Source organism: Fenollaria sp. (genome assembly GCF_057222035.1).
The window spans coordinates 493,501-510,737 of the sequence record NZ_JBXXYC010000001.1; the positions used below are offsets into that span (position 1 = coordinate 493,501).

Below are 17,237 nucleotides of genomic sequence, written 5' to 3' on the forward strand. Positions count from 1 at the left end.
CAAAATATATCTCCCCCTTAAAATAATATGTAAAATTATGACTTACGCTTTTATTATACCACATGTGGACTTACTTAGCAAACCTTTATTTTTCTTTAAATTTGTTATATAATATCTATGGTGATTAAATGAAATTAAATCCAAATCAGCTCGAAGCATCTAGACATGATAAAGGCCCCGCCCTTGTCCTAGCTGTTCCTGGCTCTGGCAAAACTACTGTTATAGTGAATCGTATTAAATATCTTATCGAAGATAAAGGCATTAGCCCATATAAGATTCTTGCTATAACCTTTGCTAAGTCCCAGCAGCTTGATATGCAAAGAAGAATACTTGAAGCGCTTGACGAAAATTATTCAAAAGAGGTCGGCGTTTTAACCATTCATGCCCTGTCATACAAGATTATTAGAGAGTTTGAGAGATATAAAAAAATTAAATACACCCTACTTGATGTTGAAAATGCACCTAAATCGAGAAATATTCTTAGAAAGATATATGTGGATAAGCTAAAAACATTTCCAAGCGAAGAAGAGCTTGATCAGATACAGTCAATACTTGGTTATATTAAAAACACCAACGAAGACTATATCGATGCAGATGGACCTTTTGAATATAAGATCGTGGTCGATGATTTTGAAGCTTATAAAAAGAAAAAGCGTCTCATCGATTTTGACGATATGCTTGTGATGGCAAATGATTTACTTGAAAAAGATAGACATATTATTTCAAAATTTAAGGACAAATACGAATACATTCTTCTTGACGAAGGCCAAGATACCTCGTCCATACAGTTTATGATACTTGATAAGCTTATTAATAAAGATAATAATTTTTTCGTTGTTGCTGATGATGACCAATCTATATATAGGTTTAGAGGCGCTTGCCCTGAGAGGATACTAAATTTTGAAAAGCATTATAAAGGCGCCTACATCTATAGGCTTAGCGAAAATTATAGGTCTACGCCAAGCATAATCACTGCTTCTAATAGACTGATTAAGAACAATAAGCTAAGATATGTAAAAGAATTAAATGCGTCTAAAAGAGGAAGTGCTCCTGTCAATGTGAAACTCTTTGGCAAAGACCTCGACGAGTACCGCTATATAGCAAAGTACTTGAAGGACGCGTCTGGTACTGTAGCAGTTTTATATAGAAATAATATTTCTCAAATACCGCTTGCTGAGTATTTAGAGCGCTACATGATTAATTTTACTTCTTATGATAAAAAAGATAGATTTTTTAGTCACTGGATTATTGAAGACATCTTTGATATATATAATTTTTCTCAAAATATGAATGACGCTAGTCTATTTAGAAAGATTTATTATAAAATTAAAGGATATTTATCAAAGCAAGACATAAATGAGATATACACATTAACTGATGTCAATGTTTTAAAGACTCTGTATAGATCCGAATCGATTCAAAGCTATAAAAAAGATTATATTCTTGAACTGATGAAGGACTTCAAAGCCATAAGAAAGATGAAGCCATCAAATATCATTGATTATATTGAAAATGACATGAATTACAGAGGCTACTTGAGAACAAAGGGCCGTGACAACAGTGAGTCTTTCAACAAACTTTTAACTATGCTCTACTTTTTAAAGCAAATAGCTCTTTATACTAAAAATATGGATGAGCTTAAGCTAAGGCTCAATGTTTTGAAAAATAAAATTTACTCACAAAATGAATCGAATGTGATACTGTCAACAATACACGGTGCTAAAGGTCTTGAATTTGACACAGTGTTTTTGATTGATATAGTTGATGATGAAATACCTGGCTCAAATAATGCGAGCGATGCAGAACTTGAAGAAGAAAGAAGAATTTTCTATGTTGGAATGACTAGAGCGAAAGAAAATTTAAATATCTTCGCTTTTAAAGAGAGAAACAACACGGACTACGATATAAGTCCATTTATAAATGAAATTAAGGGATAAAACAAAAATCATAACCATCGGCGTAGCCGGTGGTTTGCTCTGCCCCTGCAAGGGGCTTTTACCTGCTGTGCACCTTGTGCACGCTGAAAGTCTACCACTTGCACTACTTTCTCAACTGACGCTAAAGCGCCTCTTTACTTCTTTTTACTTATTTGTCTTTTCTCCAGTGAATGGATCTATATATTCTTTAAGACTTATTTGATCTTTTGTAAAATCTTCTTTAAGTTGATTGCGTATATACTCTTGTATCTTTTTAGCATTTTTTCCTGCTGTATCTACGTAGTAGCCTCTGCACCAGAAATTTCTGTTGCCATATTTATATTTCAAACTGGCATGTCTATCGAATATCATTAGACTACTTTTTCCTTTTAAATATCCCATAATTTCTGAAACACTAAATTTTGGTGGTATTTTTACTAACATATGAATGTGGTCTGGACACAGTTCTGCCTCTATTATCTCTATTCCTTTTCTTGACAAAAGGTCTCTTAATATTTTTCCTATATCTTCTTTTATTCTTCCGTAAATTATTTGCCTTCTATATTTTGGCGCAAATACAATATGGTATTTACAATCCCAAGTTGTATGTGATAAAATATTCTTATCCAATTGGATTAACTCCTTTCTGATATTTATTGTAGTTTGGTAGACTATTTTTATTATATCATGAAAGGAGTTTTAACTTGAAGCTAAAGCTACTGATTCCCCCAGCATAGCTGGGGGTTTTATTGTGGTCAACCCACAAGAAAAGGTCAAAGAAATAAACTTTGACCTTAATTTTTTAATTAATTTGTTTGCGGCTTCCGTCGCTATTGAAAGTTTTCTTTAGCTTTAAATCTACATAAAATATTGATGCAAGCATTAGTGCCTCTTGAACTAGCATGACTATAATAACTAGCCTTCCTGTGTAGTCGTTGTCATTACTATAAAACAAAAATAATGTAACAAGGCTAAGGAAAAGTAATCTTCTTCCTAAGTTTATCCATACTATCGGGAAAAGTTTTTGTGCATAGTCCCAAGTTTCTTTGTTCATCATAGCAAGCTTTGTTCTAAAACCTATAGCTATGTTTGGCTCTTTGCTTGGATATTTTGCAAATATCTTTCCTATTACTATCAGTAAAAGTGGAATAAAAGCTGTAGATATCAGCATAATTAACTTGTATAAAAACATGTACTTACCCACCCCTTGTAAATTCTTTGACTAGTTTAGGCTAAAAATCTCCTTCATCATAATCATCATCTGTCTTTTTTGCTTTTTTCTTCTTTATTGTACTTTTCTTTGAAGACATCTTCATTAAAACAAAGTAAGCAGCTACTACTAATAAAACTACTAGTATAAGTATGATTATTAGCTTAACCGGGCTCTTTTTATCAGATTTTTTAGCTTCTACTGGCTTAAATAATGGCACTTGATCAGTCTTATATGGCTCGCCTTTCTTAAGATTTTCAACAGTTAATTCCATATCAGCTATCTTATTTTGCTTAATTTGCTCATAGACATCTTTTGTTTCAAGTATTGCATCTTCGGCCTTTGTATTATTTTTTATTCTATCATTTAATAAATCAACTGCTATCGCCTTATTGACCTTGCCTTCGCTTGCAAGTAGTATGCTTGGTTTGCTTGTTTGATCAATGCTTAGATATCTAACATTACTCATGTTTTTTGATTTAACTAAAGTTATGGCTTCAAGTAGACCATCACTTATGTCTGAATATGTCTCAACTATAAGTCCCTTGTTTGACTTAACAAGGCCAACTTGCATAAATGGTCCAATCTTGTCCTTTATTATCATAATGGCGTTTCCTTTATTGACAAAGGAATCTTCTAAAGTCTTGTTAGCATTATTAAATAAGTACTCTGTAGAAAGATTATAAACTGGTATTACATATCCAACTAAATCTTCTCTTTCGTTGTTTTCTTCTTTCATCTTATTGTTAATGACTAAGTTAAGTCTTTCTACTTCTGCATCATTTAGCACATAGCCATTCGGCACGCTAACTTTAAGATCAGCAGCATAAGCTACGTTCGTAAACATAAGTAATAATATTAATAATAAACATACTTTCCTTTTCATAAGAAAACCTCCTTTATTCTTATTCTTTATTTACCCTTAAGCGCGTTAAACTAAACAAGAATTATTAAATTATTTATTCGTTTATATAGCTTTGATAATACTTATATAGATAAAAAATAAAGCTACGATCACTCGTAGCTTTACTCTTTATCTTGGTCTAGTTAATATTAAAATTATAATCAAAACTATAAAGATTGGTCCGAATACTTTGGCTGCCGCTAAAAACATAGCAGAAACATCGCCTTTTTCAGTTTCTTCTTGCTCAGTATGAATTAAGTTTCCTTTTTCATCATACTTGCCAGATTTTTTCTTTAGCTCTTCGAACGAACGATCAATTTTCTTTTGAAAAAACATTACTTATCCAAATTTAGCTTATGATGACATGCAACAAAGTGTCCAGGTCTTACTTCTTCGAATACTGGAACAACTGTTTTACATTCTTCAGTAGCATATTTACATCTAGTGTGGAACTTACAGCCCTTAGGTGGATTGATAGGACTTGGTATATCTCCTTCTAGAATTTGTATTTCTTTCTTAGAATCAGTAGTTGGTATTGCGCCTAAAAGTGCTTCTGTATATGGATGCACTGGTCTAGCATATAACTCCTTAGAGTCAGCAAATTCAACTATATTTCCTAAGTACATTACACCTACCTTATCAGAAATGTATTTAATAACTGACAAGTCATGTGATATGAATAGATATGTTAGATTTTCTTTTTCTTTTAAATCAATCAACAAGTTAATAATTTGTGATTGAATAGATACGTCTAGAGCTGATACTGCTTCGTCGCAAACGATGAAGTCTGGCTTTAAAGCAACACTTCTAGCGATACCAATTCTTTGTCTTTGACCGCCAGAGAATTGGTGAGGATATCTGTGAATAAAGTAATGAGCTAGACCGCAGTCTTGCATAACCTTAACAACATAATCTTGTAGAGCCTTATCTTTTTGTTTGTAGATATCGTGAGCTACTAAACCTTCAGATATAATTTGACCTACAGTCATACGAGGGTTAAGTGATGAATATGGGTCTTGGAAGATAAGTTGCATATCTTTTCTTAAGTGTCTCATCTCTTCATATTCAAGTTCAGCTAGGTTTACACCAGCATCTCTATATCCCTCAGCTTTTTCGTATTCAGCATGTCCCTTAACTTCTTCTCTAAGAGAATCAAGTTTTGCTTCAACATTTTTTAATTCGCTCTCAGATGCTGAATCTTCTTTTCCATCTTTCTTAGCAAGAAATATTTTGTTATTTAATTCTTGTTCCTTTGAAAGTAAAGATTTAATTTCACTTTCATTGTCATGATATATTAAAGCTCCAGCTATTTGTGCAAGGTCTTTGTAAAGAAGTTTATATTGCTTTTCAGCTTCTCTAAGCTTATTAAGCGCTTCTCCCTTTTCTTTGCCTTCAGCAAGTGCTTCATAAGCTGTTGTATCCTTCTCAATCTCAGCTTTAAGCTCTTTTAGTTTATTCTTATGGCTAGCGAAACCATTTATTAATTTATATACATATTTAGGATTTACTTCCCATCTAGTTCTACCATAATAAATAGTTCTACCGTCAGTTTGTTTGTATAATTGTAGTAATGTTCTACCAAAAGTAGATTTACCACAACCAGATTCACCAACTAAGCCGATAGTTTCACCCTTGTAAATATCCAATGAGATGTCATCATTAGCCTTTACATATTTAACTTCCTTACCTACTTTTTGTACAGGGAAGTATTGTTTTAAGTTTTGTATTCTAAATAGTAATTCTCTATTTTCCATCGGATCTTACCCCCTTTTCAGGATAGAAACATCTTACTTCATGATTGTCATCTACTTTAACTAAATCTGGTTGATAGTTGTCACACTTTTCAGTTCTATATTTACATCTAGGTGCAAATTTACAGCCCTTAGGTAAATTTAGTGGATGTGGAACAGCGCCAGGTATTGCATCTAGCTTCATGCCTTGAGGAGTATCCAATCTTGGTATAGATACCATAAGTCCTTCTGTATATGGATGCATGAATTTACTCTTTCCTTCGAAGATAATATCTCTTGGTGCTTTTTCAACTACTTGACCACAATACATAACAGCAACGTCGTCAGCCATTTGGTTAATAACGCCAAGGTCATGAGTGATAAATAGTATTGAAGTACCGATTCTCTTCTTAAGATCATTCATTAATCTAAGTATTTGAGCTTGAATAGTAACGTCAAGAGCAGTTGTTGGCTCGTCAGCTATAAGAAGCTTAGGAACACAAGCAAGCGCCATGGCAATCATAACTCTTTGTCTCATACCACCTGATAATTGGTGAGGATATTGTTTAGCAACAGTCTCTGGATTTGGTATCTTAACCATGCTAAGCATTTCAACAACTTTTTCAGCTGCTTGCTTTTTATCCATACCTTGGTGAATAATGAACGGTTCACTAACTTGTCTTTCAACAGTAAATACTGGGTTTAGTGAAGTCATTGGCTCTTGGAATATAACAGAAACATCATTACCTCTGATATGACCCATCTTGTTCTTAGGTATATCAGTAATATTTTCTCCGTTAAACCAAATTTCACCACTGTCAATATATCCATTACCATCAAGTAGTTTAATGATACTCATGGCAGAAACACTCTTACCACTACCACTTTCTCCTACTACTCCTAATGTTTTACCTTGTTCTACTGAATAGGAAACGCCATTAACAGCTTTGATTATTCCCTTTTTTGTTGTAAAAAAGGTATGCAAGTCTTTTAATTCTAATAATGCCATTAATCTTACCTCCTATCTTTCAGCTGATCTAGGGTCGATAGCATCTCTTAGGCCATCACCTATTAAGTTAATACAAATTACACAAACACCTAGTATGATAGAAGGGAATACCCATCTCCACCAGTATCTTTGAATAATTATAGAGTTGTTAGCACCGTTAAGCATATTACCCCAAGTTGGATATGGTGCTGGAACACCAAAACCTAGGAATGATAGTGATGCTTCAGTAAGCATACTTGATGCGAATGATAGTGTAGCGTTAACTATAATTATAGATATAGTGTTTGGTAATATATGTTTAAATATAATGTTCTTTTCTTTAATACCTAGTGATCTTGCAGCAACAACGTATTCTTGCTCTCTAATTGAAAGTACTTGAGCACGAACAAGTCTTTGAAGTCCTGTCCAAGATAGTAAACCAAGTATAATCATGATCATAAAGATCTTTTGGTCGGCAGTCATTGTTTGGCCAACAAGTGCTGATAATATCATCGCAAATGGTAGGAATGGTAGTGAACCTATCATTTCAGCAACCCTTTGTAATACGTTATCAACCCAGCCTCCAACGAAGCCTGAAATACCACCAACGATTACGCCGATGATAGTCGAGATTATAACTGCGATAGCACCTATAGTCATAGATTTTCTACCGCCGTTAAGAATTCTGTTCCAGATATCTCTGCCTAGGTCATCAGTACCTAGTAGGTAACCTTTGTGACCATAGCTATATACCTTTCCAGATTGATCAACAACATGTGTTTGATAGAAACCAGTATAAACTTTATCTACCTTTTTACCTCTAAGTTCTTGAGGCACATTAAGTTGTCCTAATGAGTTAGAACCCCATTCAATGATAGTATCATCGTTTAACTTAGCAAGGTATGAATATCTTTGTCCATATATATTCTTAACCTTACCTTGTATATCTTCAGGAACGTCCCACTCACCAGTTGTAGTTGGGTTACCCCACATATAAATCTTGCCTGACTCACCAACAGCAACAAATGTATTGTAAGCTGAAGCTAGGTCAACAACTTTTTCATTTATTTCAGGTATCTTTGATAAACCTGACTCTTGAGCACCTAAGTGAACAACTTTACCATCTTTTGTGATAGCGCAAGCTGTATTAGGGTTTGGAACTATCTTAGCTATATTTCCTTGATAGTCGTGGTTTTCTTTGTAGTCATTAACACCCATATTACCCCAAGCATATGCGTATCCATCTTCATCTAGCGCATAAGAAACTTGGTCAGAAGCAGCGATATCAACAATTTTTGTTCCAAGTAATTCTGCTGGTGCCTTAGCTTGTTGTAGTCTGTTGTTACCCCAACCAAGAACTTTACCATCATCAGTAAGAGCTATAGCGTGGTCAGTACCACAAGCTACTTTAATGATATTTTTTCCAGCCTTCTTTACTTCTTTAGGTACTTTTCTAATATCAACTTTCTTTGAGATATTAGTTTTACCCCAAACAAAAAGCTTGCCATTCTCATCAACAGCAGTACTAAATGTAGATCCAACACTTAGTGTCTTGATATTCTTAAGTCCATTTGGTAAAGGAAGTATATCAAAACCTGGAGCAATGTTTGCTTGTGTTGTTTCAACATATGATAAATCTAAAGGATTAAATAAAGGTCCTATTAATACTAATAAGAATATACCAAAGAAAATGAAAAATGCAGTCATCGCTACCTTGTTTGAAAGGAATACGTTTAATATGGTTCTAAAAGGAGTTTGGATGTCATCCTCAACCATAACGTCTTTTTTCTTTTTCTTGAATAAACTAAATCCTTTTTTCTTTGGAGGTATTTGCTTTGTTTCTTTTAGATCTTTTTTATCTTTTTCCATTTTAACCTCCTAATTTTCTACTCTAACTCTAGGGTCAACTAAGCCGTATGTCAAGTCAGTAACTAAGTTTCCGATAAGAGTTATTATTATATAGAATAACTGAATTGCAAGTGCTAAGTCATAGTCCTTTTTGTTTAAAGCATCTATGTAGAACTTACCCATACCATTTAAATTAAACATTGACTCAATAATTAGTGATCCAGAGAATATACTCATAAACCAGCCAACAATTAGTGTAACTACTGGTAAAAGTGCATTTCTCCATGCGTGTGAATAAATTACAGCTTTTTCCTTTAAGCCCTTTGCTCTTGCAGTCTTAATATAATCCATGCTTAATGCGTCATCCATAGCAGCTCTGACATATCTTGTCATACCGCCAAGTGAGCCAACTGTCATGATTATTAGAGGAAGTGCAATGTGCTTAAAGATATCAAGTGTATCCTTAATACCTGTATAGTTCTTACCTGCAGTTCTCATACCACTAACTGGGAACCACTGTAACTTAACACTAAAGACATATATAAACAATAGTGCTGTGATAAATACTGGTATAGAATAACCTATAACAGTTAATACCTGTGTTACTTGGTCGAAAACTGAGTTCTTTTTAACGGCACACGCAATACCTAAAGGTATAGTAATGCCTAGACCTATAATTATTGCAAAAATATTAATAAATATAGTAAGTTTTAAAGGTTCTTGTACAACGTTTACAACCTTGTCTTTATATACTCTTGAGTCTCCTAAGTCGCCTTGTAGTAATCTACCAAGCCACTTGCCATATCTAACTATCATAGGATCGTCAAGACCATATTGTTTTCTTAAGTCTTTGTATCTCTTATTATACTCTTCTACTTTTAATTTTGCCTTCATTGGTTCAAGCTCTGCTCTAGCCGGGTCAGAAGGTATCATGTTATATAAGAAGAAAAGTAAAATAGACATAACAAAGAATACGAATACCATGTAAAGTATTCTTTTTATAACATATTTTCCCATCATCATCCACCTTATCTGTATTTTTATAGAAGGCAATATTTCTATTGCCTTCCACAAAATGTTTTTTTAATTTTAATCTTTACTATTCTGTTACCCAAGCATCTAGTATAGTTGCTGTTAATCCCTTCATTTCTGAAGTAACCCAATGTTTAAGTCTTGAGTTGTAGAAATCATGATATTGGTTAGAGTATAGAGGTAGGTCAGGAAGCATTTCGTTCCATCTAGTTACAAATTTAACGAAGTTGTCCTTAAATACGTCTCTTTGATCTGGAGAGATCATTACCATGTCTGTAGCAGCTTGTTCTAGTTCTTTATCGAAGATGAAGTTAGTGTTGTAACCCATCTTGATCATTTCTTCTTTTGTTGAGTAAGTGTATTTTTGATCATACCATGGAGTGAATCCTGTAGCTAGGTTGAACATGTTATATGTTGGAACTCCGTATTTAGCATCTTGTGATGCGTCTCTGTATAACCAGTTTAGTAATTCGTCAAAGCTCATTGCATCTCTTTGAATCTTAACACCTGCTTTTACAAGGTCAGGGTTTTCAGCTAGTTTAACAACTAGTAGGTCAGATACTTCGTTGTTTTCAGTAGATGCCCATTTGATTTCTAGTGGCATTAACTTACCATCATCCATCTTCTTGTATCTGATTCCGTCGCCTTCTTTAAATTCAGCGCCTGATTCGTTTAGAGTGAAGCCAGCTTTTTCCAATAATTCTACAGCCTTAGCTGGGTCATATGGATAAGAGTTAAGCTTTTCATCAAGTTCTTTCTTTGTTTCTTGGAAGAACCATTGAGCTGTACCATAAGGTCCGTTTACAACAGAACCGTATCCGCCTGTAAATTGTTTAGCGAAGTCGTTTCTGTCTAGTAAGTAAGCAAGTGCTTGTCTTACTTCTACGAATTGAGTTGGTCCTACATCGCAAGAGAATGCGATCTTACCATAACCAGCTCTTGGATAGTCAGTGTAAGCAAATCCTTCGCCTTCTGTTAAGTCCATACCAGCGTTGATTGTCTTACCATCACCGATTTTTTTGATTATATCAACACCACCAGTTTTTAAGTCGTCGATTTGAGTAGCTGAAGTTATCTTCTTAAGGATAACTTTTGAAATTAGTGGTTTTCTACCTATTCTATCTCCTTGATAGTTAGGGTTTATAACCATAGTTGCTAATTGTTGTGCTTCGTCGTATTTTTCTAACATATATGGACCGCTTGAAGGTAGAGTCTTTTTATCTCTTGCAGCTTTAACTGCGTTTTTGAACTCTTCAGTATTAATATCTTCAACAAAGTAACATCCATCGCCGTCATCTTTAATGTCTACATCTTTGCCTAACCAAAATTCTAGATCTTCTGGACCTGCTGATACAGAGTTTAATTCGTAGAAATATGGAGTATTATCAGGATTGATTGTTGCTGAGAAAGTGTAATCATCGATTAGATGAATACCAGTAAATTCTTTCTTTTCTCCCTTGCTAAATGCATCATAACCTACTAGGTCGATACCTGCTGTGTTTTTACCACCGCAGAAGTCTGGTCCAATAAGTTTTGAAGCCCATAGTAATGTTCCTGCTACATAGTTCTTTGCTGTGATTTCTTTACCGTCAGCAAATTTAAGACCTTGTTTGATTGTGAAAGTGTAAGTTTTTGACTTATCATCGTTTTCTTTAGTATCATACTTTTCAACGATTGAATCATCAATTACGTATTCACCTTCGTCAGTTTGATCAACTGTACCGTATCCTGATACTAAACGTCTAACGTCAGCATCTGATGCGTTGTTTTGCCATACTCCTGAGAAGTCTCCACTCATTTCAGTAGTAGTACCAATGATTAATTGGCCACTTGGTTCAGTTGGTCTTTCGGCTGTTTCGTCATCTGCTGGTTCTTCAGCATTTTCGTCATCTGCTGGTGCTTCTGTTTCAGTATCATTTTCTGCTGGTTCGTCAGTCTTCTTACCGCATGCGAATGCGAAAGCTGATAATACCATAGAAAGTACTAATAAAAACACTAATGTCTTTTTAAGTTTCATTAATATTCCCCCTTAAAATTTTTTTCATATAATAACGGCTATATGTTACATATATATTACACTATTTTTTATAAAAATGCAAGCTTTATTTCTAAAAATTCATATTTAGATTTATGTTTTAAATAAAAAAATTTTAATTTTCTTTATAATTTATTATGTCTAAACCGTGTGAAGTGCCGATAACATCAGCACCTGCGCTAATGAATTCAATCGCAGTTTTATAATCAGAAATTCCTCCGGAGGCTTTTATTTTTATTTTCTCTCCAAAATTTTCTTTTATAAATTTTATGTCTTCTAAATTTGCTCCGGACTTCGTAAAACCTGTTGATGTTTTCACAAAGTCAGCCCCTTCTTTTACTAAAATATTTGTTATAAAATATATATCTTCCTTGTTAAGAAAGGATGTTTCTATAATAAATTTGATTATATGGTCTTTACAAGCTTCTCTTAAACAATTTACCTCTTTACTCAGATATTCATAGTCTCTCATCTTGATTCTTCCGATATTCGAAACAATATCCAAATCATTTGCTCCATTTTTTATCGCATCTTTTGCTTCAAATATTTTTGATTCAGTCGTAGCATAACCGTTAGGAAATGCTATCACTGTACTTAAGTAAATATTTTGCAAGTTTTTACGAGCAACTTGCAAAAATGAGGGTGCTATGCATAGTGATCTGAAATTATATTTTCTTTGCTCTTCTACAAGCTTTATAATATCAGACTCACTTGCGTCTTGTTTTAAATTGGTTTGATCTAAAAATTTAGCTATATCTAACATTTATGAATTTTATACTCCCTTCTTCTCCATTTTACTTCTGCATTTTGCTACATAGTAAAAGCTACAAATATGAATAACGAATATCGATATTGTATAATAAGCCAAGATTTTTATAAAGCCACTTATAAAAAATTCTTCTGGCATTAGTCTTATTAGTAGGTCTGTGCTTGGGTCGAGCTGCCATAGTTGATTATTAAAGAATATCTCATGAAATTTTACGAAGGCTCCAGAAAAGTCTGTTAAATATAGAGCTCCAAAAATTATTGGCACTAAGTATCCTATAAACAAGGTATTTCTTAGCTCTTTAAACTTAAATACGTTAATCTTTTTCCAAGCGTATAAGAGTATTATAAATAAAGTTATTGCTGCAGCTATAATTTTAATAATATTTAGTACTTTATATATATGTCTTACATCTCTCATGTGGCTTATTTCTTTTTCGTTTAAGCCAATTAAGCTTAGGTGCTCATCTGCATTTTGTCCTCTTAGGTAGCCCGCTATAACTTTTGAAGCAACTAAGACTTCTTCCTCTGATCTATCGATATAATCAAAGTCATCTAAGTGCTTTGCGTTCATATAAACAGCGTTTTCGTCATAGGAAACTGTTTGAATTGCTTGACATAATATAAGTGCTATTATATTAAGGGTTAATATAATAGCAACTGATAATTTAATATTCTTCATTTTAATCTTCTAAGTTATGTGAAACGCTTTGAACGTCGTCTGATTCTTCAAGGTCGTCAACCATCTTTTCAAACTTAATCGCTTGTTCTTCGTCAAGTTTTACTGTTGTTTGAGGTATGTTTGCTATGTCAAAGTCACTTAGCTTGTAGCCTCTATCTTTTAGGCCTTCAACTACCTTGTTAAAATCTTCAACTGATGTGTAAATTTCATAGCCTTCTTCAAAAGCTTTAAAATCTTCTGCACCTAAGTCGATTGCGTCCATTGTTAATGTGTCTTCATCAACTGAATCATCTTTTTCTATAGCAATAAAGCCTTTTTTATCGAATAGATATGATACACAGCCTGTTGTACCTAAGTTTCCGCCGTGTTTATCAAAGGCATGTCTTACGTCTGAAGCTGTTCTGTTTCTATTGTCTGTTAAGCAGTCAACTATAACAGCAACACCGCCGACGCCGTATCCTTCATATACAACGTTTTCATAGTTTGCATCACCTTCACCGCCCTCACCTTTTTTGATTGCTCTTTCAATGTTGTCGTTAGGCATGTTCTCAGCCTTAGCTTTTTCTATCGCTGATTTAAGTGATGGGTTAAACTCTGGATTTGATCCTCCTTCTTTAACCGCCACAGTGATGTATCTTGCAAGTTTTGTAAATACCGAGGCTCTCCTTTGGTCTTCTTTACCCTTCTTAGCCTTTATTGTTTTCCATTTTGAATGTCCTGACATTTTATTCCTCCTAATATATGTTTTTAAAATAATCTATATCCGATCTTTTATGTTCGGTTGAATTATATAGCTTTTTTATTCTTTCTTCTTTTTCTTTGGCAATGGCCTCGCCTTCGAAATATTTTTCAATATCATCATAAGAAACGCCTAATTCGTCCTCATCGCTTTGGCCTTTCCAAAGTCCTGCCGATGGTTTTTTGTTTATTACCTCATCTGGCACGCCTAAAACTTTGGCGATTTCATAAACTTCTCTTTTATAAAAATCTCTTAATAAATATATATCGCATGCGCTATCTGCCCACTTAGTGAAGTAGCCGACTAAGTACTCACTTTTGTTTGATGAGCCAAGTACCATGTATGATAAATTTTGTCCATATAGATATAAATTTGTCATCCTAAGTCTTGGTTTTATATTTGATAAACTCATCTTAGAAAAGTCATCTGCCTTAGCACTTTTAACAAAATCGTCATAAGTACTTGTTAAATCAACCCTTGTAGTTTTTATACCAAGCTTATCTGCGACTAATTTTGCATCTACTTCGTCTTCTTCAAGTGAGTGTATCGGCATGACTATAGCTAAGTGATCATCGCCAAAAGCAAGTTTTGCAAGGCCTGCGACAACTGCTGAATCGACTCCACCTGAAAGCCCGAAAACCGCTCCTTTTAAACCAGTTTTATCCCTTTTATCTCTTAGCCAAGATACCATGTCTTGAACTATTTTTTCATAATCTTTCAATTATTTCACAATCCTTTTATCAATATGCGCTTTTATATATTCATCTGCAAACTCATAATCGAGCTCGCGATTCGAAAGATTTTTAAGCGTTTCTAAAAGTTCTTCGCTGTCCTCTTCCTTTATGTATATGTCCGCACTAATATTTTCCATGTATTCTAAATTATCTAAATCATAGACTGTATGTGATAAATAGTTTTTAATTTTATCAAATTCTGCGTATGGAAAAGTCAATCTATACTTAAGAAAGCTGCCATAGTCATATATTTGGCCTTCAATGCTCTTCTTAAACGCGCCTGAGTAAGCTCTTACAAGGCCTCCAACGCCTAACTTAATGCCTCCAAAGTATCTAGTCACAACGCAGACGATATTTGAAAGCCCCTCCATCTCCATAACTGAAAGTATGGGTCTTGCAGATGAACCTTGTGGCTCGCCGTCTTCATCGTAGCGCTTTGTAGGAATATTACTATTAATAATATAAGCGCTAACGTTATGAGTCGCATCCTTGTATTTATCCTTCATCTCGTTAATGAAGGCTATGGCCTCTTCCTCGCTCAGAACATGCTTTGTGTTTGCTATGAACTTTGATTTATTTATCAGTTCCTCGGCGCTTACTTGCTCCAGGACCGATCTATACTCTTTATTCGCACACATATTCTTTATATTTATTGTAATCTTTTTGAGAAAGCTTCACTTTTATGTACATCGAAGCTTCGTCGTACTTTGTAACTTCTACAGCATAGCTCTTTTTAAGCCTATCGATGATGGCACTATCCTTAAAAGCAAGCCTCATCGTTACCTCTTTATAATCCTCTTTAATGATTGCCTCTATCTTATCAATAAGTTTTTTTACATCGTCATCATTTTTTGCTGATATATAAATTGTATCATCAGCATCTTTTAAGGATGATCTTCTATGCTCATCAAGTTTATCTACCTTATTATATACCCTTAAAACTTTTTTGTCCATAAGTCCTAAAGACTTCATTAAATCAAGTGTAGTCTCAATTTGTAGATGCATATTCTCATCAGATATATCTACCACGTGTAAAATTAAATCCGCATATTTTAGCTCTTCTAGAGTGCCTTTAAATGCTTCAACTAGTTTTGTAGGTAAATTTGATACAAAACCAACAGTATCTGAGGCAATAAATTCAGAGCCAGAGGAGAATTTTATCTGTCTAACAAAAGTTTGAAGCGTGGCAAATAACATATCCTTAGCCAAAACTTCCTTAGCACCACTCTCAGATAGCCTAATCATGCTGTTTAATATAGTAGATTTGCCACAGTTAGTATAACCGATGATACTCACATAAGGAACATCGCTTTCATTTCTTTTTTTAGAAATATTGTCCCTTGATTTTTGAGCTTCCTTTAATTTATTTTTAATTCTATCAATTTGCTCTTGTATGTGACGCCTGTCAGTTTCAAGTTTTTGCTCACCAGGTCCTCTTGTCCCGATGCCGCCGCCTTCTCTTGATAGATAATTATTCATACCAACAAGCCTTGGCAGTCTATATGATAGCTGAGCAAGCTCAACTTGTAGTTTCGCTTCAACAGTTTCAGCCCTTAGAGCAAATATATCAAGTATAAGATTAGTCCTATCAACCACTTTTATATCGAGTTCGTCCTCTAAGTTTCTCGTTTGAACACCACTTAGCTCGTCATTAACAACAAGTAAGTCAATATCATTCGCTTCGATAAGTGTTTTTATCTCGTCAAGCTTACCCTTGCCCATATAGTAGCGAGGGTTTAAAACGTCCTTACTTTGTTTCACTCTGACAATGGCCTCAGCGTCGCACGCTTCAAGAAGCGCCTCAAGCTCATCAAGATACTCATCAGTCTTTGAATCAAATTCAATTGTATATATAATTGCTCTCTCCATATAGCACCTCTTTGTAATTATATCAAAGCCTGTGTTAAATGTCAAAATATTTATTATTTATAAAAATAGCGTAGACAAATTTATCTACGCTAATCGTTTTTCTTGTGCAAAACTATTTATCATCTAATTTATATATCCACGTCTCTGTAATCTCATCTACACCGCCATTAAATAGATTTTTCAAATGCATAGCACTTTCATCTACATCATCTGCTTCGAAAAATATTTCTTCGTAATCATTAAAAAGTTTTTCGCAAAGGCTTTTAAAAAATTCACCTGCCTTATCCAAATCGCTTGTGTAAACATAGGCAATTTCATTATCTTCTACAAAAGCTAAGCTCATCCCACTTTCATCGTTATAATAAAGTTCTTTTGTTAAAATTTCTTTAAATTCGTCGAAATCAACGCTTAGTGGATTTATGCTCTTGTGTGTCTCTTTATAATAATCAAAATATATCTTTGCTAATTCATCGTAAATTGCCTCACCTTCTTTTGCGTGAAGAAGTTTTAGCCCCGAGATATCTTTTGAGAGCATATCAGTTTTTCTTACTGTCATGCTATAGCAAACTCTTGCCCTCTTAAAGCCATGTTCTTGAATAAAATTTCTCTTTTCTGTCTCACTACCATCTATCATCATTTGCAAGGGTGCATGATTTTCTTTGCTAATCGTTTTAAATGTATCTGTATTAATATTTTTCATATCTTCAATATCAAATTCTAGATATATATTTTGATTATGAAAATGATTTTTATATGTGTTTATCATATATTTCCTCCTAAATTAA

General features: G+C 34.0%; 17 protein-coding genes. 1 reads left to right on the top strand and 16 read right to left on the bottom strand.

Annotated features, from left to right (window positions below):
• Positions 1–128 precede the first annotated feature (128 nt).
• Positions 129–1,937: an ATP-dependent helicase gene (locus AC2UOP_RS02470; protein ID WP_484832503.1), complete on the top strand. Its 1,809-nt coding sequence runs from the start codon at positions 129–131 to the stop codon at positions 1,935–1,937.
• Between the two features lie 144 nt (positions 1,938–2,081).
• On the opposite strand, the gene tnpA is transcribed toward AC2UOP_RS02470, so the two are convergent.
• The 16 genes from tnpA to AC2UOP_RS02550 form a co-directional block, all read right to left on the bottom strand.
• On the bottom strand, positions 2,082–2,546 hold the full coding sequence (gene tnpA / locus AC2UOP_RS02475) for an IS200/IS605 family transposase (protein ID WP_085839356.1): 465 nt from the start codon (positions 2,544–2,546) through the stop codon (positions 2,082–2,084).
• Between the two features lie 172 nt (positions 2,547–2,718).
• Positions 2,719–3,108 (bottom strand): SdpI family protein, encoded by a 390-nt coding sequence (locus AC2UOP_RS02480; RefSeq protein ID WP_484832504.1) that lies wholly within the window; start codon positions 3,106–3,108, stop codon positions 2,719–2,721.
• Positions 3,109–3,148: 40 nt separating this feature from the next.
• On the bottom strand, positions 3,149–4,012 hold the full coding sequence (locus AC2UOP_RS02485) for a hypothetical protein (RefSeq protein WP_480019710.1): 864 nt from the start codon (positions 4,010–4,012) through the stop codon (positions 3,149–3,151).
• A gap of 147 nt (positions 4,013–4,159) precedes the next feature.
• Positions 4,160–4,366 carry a hypothetical protein gene (locus AC2UOP_RS02490; RefSeq protein WP_480019711.1) on the bottom strand — a complete coding sequence of 69 codons (207 nt, stop codon included), beginning with the start codon at positions 4,364–4,366 and terminating at the stop codon, positions 4,160–4,162.
• Positions 4,366–5,784, bottom strand: a complete 1,419-nt coding sequence (locus tag AC2UOP_RS02495; protein ID WP_484832505.1) for an ABC transporter ATP-binding protein — start codon at positions 5,782–5,784, stop codon at positions 4,366–4,368. The genes AC2UOP_RS02490 and AC2UOP_RS02495 overlap by 1 nt, the downstream gene beginning before the upstream one ends.
• Complete coding sequence (locus tag AC2UOP_RS02500) at positions 5,774–6,769, bottom strand: ABC transporter ATP-binding protein (protein ID WP_106017701.1); 996 nt, start codon at positions 6,767–6,769, stop codon at positions 5,774–5,776. Before AC2UOP_RS02500 ends, AC2UOP_RS02495 begins: the two co-directional genes overlap by 11 nt.
• Positions 6,770–6,781: 12 nt before the next feature.
• Positions 6,782–8,617: an ABC transporter permease subunit gene (locus tag AC2UOP_RS02505; RefSeq protein WP_484832506.1), complete on the bottom strand. Its 1,836-nt coding sequence runs from the start codon at positions 8,615–8,617 to the stop codon at positions 6,782–6,784.
• Between the two features lie 9 nt (positions 8,618–8,626).
• A complete protein-coding gene (locus AC2UOP_RS02510) occupies positions 8,627–9,613 on the bottom strand; it encodes an ABC transporter permease (RefSeq protein ID WP_484832507.1) in 987 nt (328 codons plus the stop codon).
• 82 nt (positions 9,614–9,695) lie between these two features.
• Positions 9,696–11,645 (bottom strand): ABC transporter substrate-binding protein, encoded by a 1,950-nt coding sequence (locus tag AC2UOP_RS02515; RefSeq protein WP_484832508.1) that lies wholly within the window; start codon positions 11,643–11,645, stop codon positions 9,696–9,698.
• 133 nt (positions 11,646–11,778) lie between these two features.
• Positions 11,779–12,426: a deoxyribose-phosphate aldolase gene (gene deoC / locus AC2UOP_RS02520; RefSeq protein ID WP_484832509.1), complete on the bottom strand. Its 648-nt coding sequence runs from the start codon at positions 12,424–12,426 to the stop codon at positions 11,779–11,781.
• A 9-nt stretch (positions 12,427–12,435) separates the two neighbouring features.
• Entirely contained in the window at positions 12,436–13,110 is a 675-nt protein-coding gene (locus AC2UOP_RS02525) for a TIGR01906 family membrane protein (RefSeq protein WP_484832510.1), read from the bottom strand.
• A gap of 1 nt (position 13,111) precedes the next feature.
• Complete coding sequence (locus AC2UOP_RS02530) at positions 13,112–13,834, bottom strand: YebC/PmpR family DNA-binding transcriptional regulator (protein ID WP_019213733.1); 723 nt, start codon at positions 13,832–13,834, stop codon at positions 13,112–13,114.
• 10 nt (positions 13,835–13,844) lie between these two features.
• Positions 13,845–14,570 (bottom strand): NAD(+) synthase, encoded by a 726-nt coding sequence (gene nadE, locus AC2UOP_RS02535; RefSeq protein ID WP_484832511.1) that lies wholly within the window; start codon positions 14,568–14,570, stop codon positions 13,845–13,847.
• Positions 14,571–15,221, bottom strand: a complete 651-nt coding sequence (locus tag AC2UOP_RS02540; RefSeq protein ID WP_484832512.1) for an IMPACT family protein — start codon at positions 15,219–15,221, stop codon at positions 14,571–14,573.
• A complete protein-coding gene (gene hflX / locus AC2UOP_RS02545) occupies positions 15,208–16,452 on the bottom strand; it encodes a GTPase HflX (protein WP_484832513.1) in 1,245 nt (414 codons plus the stop codon). Before hflX ends, AC2UOP_RS02540 begins: the two co-directional genes overlap by 14 nt.
• Positions 16,453–16,564: 112 nt before the next feature.
• The gene (locus AC2UOP_RS02550) at positions 16,565–17,218 is read right to left on the bottom strand and encodes a hypothetical protein (RefSeq protein ID WP_484832514.1); all 654 of its coding nucleotides are present in this window, start codon (positions 17,216–17,218) and stop codon (positions 16,565–16,567) included.
• Positions 17,219–17,237 lie beyond the last annotated feature (19 nt).